5 protein-coding genes are annotated in these 3,426 nt (G+C 71.2%); all 5 read right to left on the bottom strand.

What is annotated here, in order from left to right; genetic code table 11:
- Positions 1 to 468: 23S rRNA (adenine(2503)-C(2))-methyltransferase RlmN (locus tag VKG64_08925; protein ID HKB25163.1), on the bottom strand; the 468-nt coding region annotated here is incomplete at its 3' end.
- A 147-nt stretch (positions 469 to 615) separates the two neighbouring features.
- Positions 616 to 1,875, bottom strand: coding sequence for a glycerate kinase (locus tag VKG64_08920; protein HKB25162.1), 1,260 nt, complete (start codon positions 1,873 to 1,875; stop codon positions 616 to 618).
- Positions 1,872 to 3,044, bottom strand: a complete 1,173-nt coding sequence (locus VKG64_08915; protein ID HKB25161.1) for an aminotransferase class I/II-fold pyridoxal phosphate-dependent enzyme — start codon at positions 3,042 to 3,044, stop codon at positions 1,872 to 1,874. Before VKG64_08915 ends, VKG64_08920 begins: the two co-directional genes overlap by 4 nt.
- Positions 3,045 to 3,296 carry an NIL domain-containing protein gene (locus VKG64_08910; protein HKB25160.1) on the bottom strand — a complete coding sequence of 84 codons (252 nt, stop codon included), beginning with the start codon at positions 3,294 to 3,296 and terminating at the stop codon, positions 3,045 to 3,047.
- A 5-nt stretch (positions 3,297 to 3,301) separates the two neighbouring features.
- Positions 3,302 to 3,426, bottom strand: a 125-nt coding sequence (locus VKG64_08905) for a MoaD/ThiS family protein (GenBank protein HKB25159.1), incomplete at its 5' end; no start/stop codon positions are given.

Below are 3,426 nucleotides of genomic sequence, written 5' to 3'. Positions count from 1 at the left end.
CCCCATGAAGACGATGTGCGTGACACGCCGCTCGGACCCGAGCAGGCGGTTCGCCGCCAGCACCTGGCCGACGATCTCGCCCGCCGTGAGGTTCCGCTCGAGACCCATCACCCCGGTCAGGCAGAAGCGGCACTCGAAGCCGCAGCCGACCTGGGTCGAGACGCAGAGGGTGATCCGGTCGTCGTCCGGCATGCTCACGGAGCTGATCCGGCTGCCGTCGGCGAAGCGATAGACGAGCTTCAGGCTGCCGTCCCGCGACGCCGTCACGCGCTCGGGCTCGGGCACCTCGATGACGGCGCGCTCGGCGAGCCGCGCGCGAAAATCTTTCGGGAGATCGGACATCGCGTCGAGGTCGAAGACGCCCTTCTTGTACATCCAGGTCGCCAGCTGGCGGCCGCGGTAGCGCGACGCGCCGAGCTCGACCGCGAGATCTTCGAGCTCGGAAGGCGAGAGTCCGACGAGGTTCACGCGCGACATCCAGGGAAGAATAACACGAGCAGTCGCGACGGGAGTTTTCCACGGCTTCTGTGTGAGACCCGTGGATAACCGCGTGGGAAAGTCGAACGCCCGGACGGCTTTTCAGCGACTTAGACCGCTTCGCCTATTCGCTGCGCATCAGGCTTTGAGGACGACGTAGAGATCGAGCAGGTTCGTGTTCGTGGGCCCGGTGACGAGGAGATCGCCGCTCGCGCGCAGATAATGGTGGGCATCGTTGTCCTCGAGCTGCCGGCGGGCATCGGCTCCCGCCGCGGCGCCACGCGTCACCGTCCCCTCGTCCACGATCGCGCCGGCGGCGTCCGTGGGCCCGTCGGTGCCGTCGGTGCCCGCGGCGAGCACCGTGAGGCCGTCGCCGTGCCGCAATTCCAGGGCCACGGCCAGCGCGAACTCCTGGCAGCGTCCCCCCTTCCCGTGTCCGCGCACCGTCACCGTGGTCTCGCCGCCGGCGACGAGACAGGCGGGCGCCGGCAGGCGCCGCGCCCGCTCCACCAGCTCGCGGGCGAGCGTGCGCGCCTCGCCGTGGAGCTCGCGGGTCAGGAGCTCGGGCCGGTAGCCGAGCCGCTCGGCCGCGGCCACGGCGGCGCCGGTCACGAGCGCGTTGTTGCCGATGACCACATTAGTCACGCGGCTGAAGACCCGGTCACCCGGCTTCGGCGTCTCCTCGACCTCGCCCTTGAGCCCGGCCTCGATCCGGTCGAGGACCGAGGCGGGCGTGCGAACCCAGACCCTGCGTCGCTCGAGGACCTCGAGCGCCGTGGCGAACGTGGTCGGGTCGGGCGCGGTCGGGCCCGAGGCGATCACGTCCAGCGGATCGCCGATGACGTCGGAGAGGGCGAGCGTCAAGACCGTCGCCGGCCACGCCGCGCGCGCGAGCTGGCCGCCCTTGAACCGCGAGAGGTGCTTCCGCACCGCGTTCAGCTCCTCGATCGGCGCGCCGGCCGCGAGCAGGAGCCGCGTGATTTCCTGCTTCTCGGCGAGCGTGACGGGCGGCGCCGGCGCGGGCGTGAGCGCCGAGCCGCCGCCCGAGACCAGGAACAGGACGAGGTCGTCCTCGCGCGCGCTCCGCGCCAGATCGAGGAGCCCCGCCGACGCCACCAGGCCGCGCTCGTCGGGGACCGGATGGCCGGCCTCGGCGAGGCGGATCCGCCGGAGCGGCGCGGTGTAGCCGTCCTTGACGACGACGAACCCCTCGGCGACGCGCTCGCCCAGCGTCTCCTCGGCGGCGCGGGCCATGGCCGCGCTCGCCTTGCCGCAGCCGAGGACGAGCACCCGCGCGTGGGCGGACGCGGGGCCGAGGTGGGCGCGCACGAGCGGCGCGACGTCGCCGGCGGCGAGGGCCGCTTGCCAGATGGCGCGCGCGGCCTCGCGCGCCGTCACGGGCGGAGCTTCAGCAGGCGCTCTCCCGCGTCCCGAAGCATGTCGTCGGTCTTCGGGAAGCAGAACCGGATCTTCGTGCGGCCGAGCTCGGGGTGGGCGTAGAACGAGGAGCCCGGCACCGTGGCCACGCCCACGTGCTTGATGAGCCACATGGCGAACGCGGTGTCGTCTTCGACGCCGTAGCGCTTCATGAAGTGGGCGACGTCCGTGAGGATGTAGTACGCGCCCTGCGGCTTCCAGCCGAAGAAGCCGGCCGCCTCCAGGTAGCCCCAGAGGAGGTCGCGCCGCGCCTGGTACTCCGCGCGGAGGCGCGCGTAGTACGCGTCCGGCAGGTGGAGCGCCGTCACCGCAGCCTCCTGCAGCGGGTGGGGCGCGCCGACGGTGACGAAGTCGTGGGCGCGCCGGATGCCCACGGAGAGCTCCTCCGGGGCCACGGCGTAGCCGACGCGCCAGCCGGTGACGGAGTACGACTTGGAGATGCCCGAGATCGTGACCGTGCGCTCGGCCATGCCCGGGAGGGTCGCGATCGGCGTGTGGCCGAGGCCGTCGTAGACGATGTGCTCGTAGATCTCGTCCGTGATCGCGAGCAGGTCGTGCTCGAGGCAGAGCGCGGCGATCGTCTTGAGCTCCCCGCGCGAGAAGACCTTGCCGGTCGGGTTGTTCGGGCTGTTGACGACGATCGCCCGCGTGCGGGGCGTGATCGCCCGCCGGAGCCGGTCGGGGTCGAAGCCGAAGTCGGGGGGCTCGAGCGGCACGAAGACGGGCTCGGCCCCCGAGATGATGCAGCCCGGGCCGTAGTTCTCGTAGAACGGCTCGAAGATGACGACCTGGTCGCCGGGGTTCAGCACCGCGAGCAGCGTCGAGAGCATCGTCTCGGTGGAGCCACAGCAGACGGTCACGTGACGCTCGGGGTCGGCCTCCATGCCGTAGAACTTCCGGTACTTGTCGGCGATCGCGCGCCGGAGCGACGGCGCGCCCCACGTGATCGCGTACTGGTGGAAGTCGCCGTCGAGTGCCTTGTGCGCGGCCTCGAGGAGCTCCGGCGGCGGCGGGAAGTTCGGCATGCCCTGGGCCAGGTTGACGCCGCCGTGCTGGCTCACGACGCGCGTCATCTCGCGGATGACGGACTCGGTGAACCCCTGGACGCGGCGCGAGATCGGCGGCGGCACTTACGGGCTGATGACGTCGCGCTCGATCGGATCGACCTGGACGCCCTTTTCCTTGAGCCAGCGGACGCCGCGCTCGAGCGCCGCCGGGTCGCCGTCGAGCTCGAGCGCCATCCAGCCGTGGTCGGCCTTCACGTCGGCCCGCCGGATGTTGATGACGATGTCGAAGTCCTTCACGAGGCGGTAGACGATCGGCTCCTGGACGAGGTGCGCCGGGAACGTCAGGCGCAGGCGCATCCGCGTCGTCGCGCCCACCGCCCTCAGCGGCCTCCGGCGATGGCGGGGACGATGGACACCTGGTCGCCGTCCTTCAGCGCGGTCTTCTTCGCCTGGAGGAAGCGGATGTCCTCCTCGTTGACGTAGATGTTGATGAAGCGCCTGAGCT

Source organism: Candidatus Methylomirabilota bacterium, from assembly GCA_035260325.1.
In the GTDB taxonomy this organism is placed as follows: Bacteria; Methylomirabilota; Methylomirabilia; order Rokubacteriales; family CSP1-6; genus AR19.
Note: the sequence above shows the minus strand (reverse complement) of the source record. Positions and strands in the feature narration are given on the sequence as shown.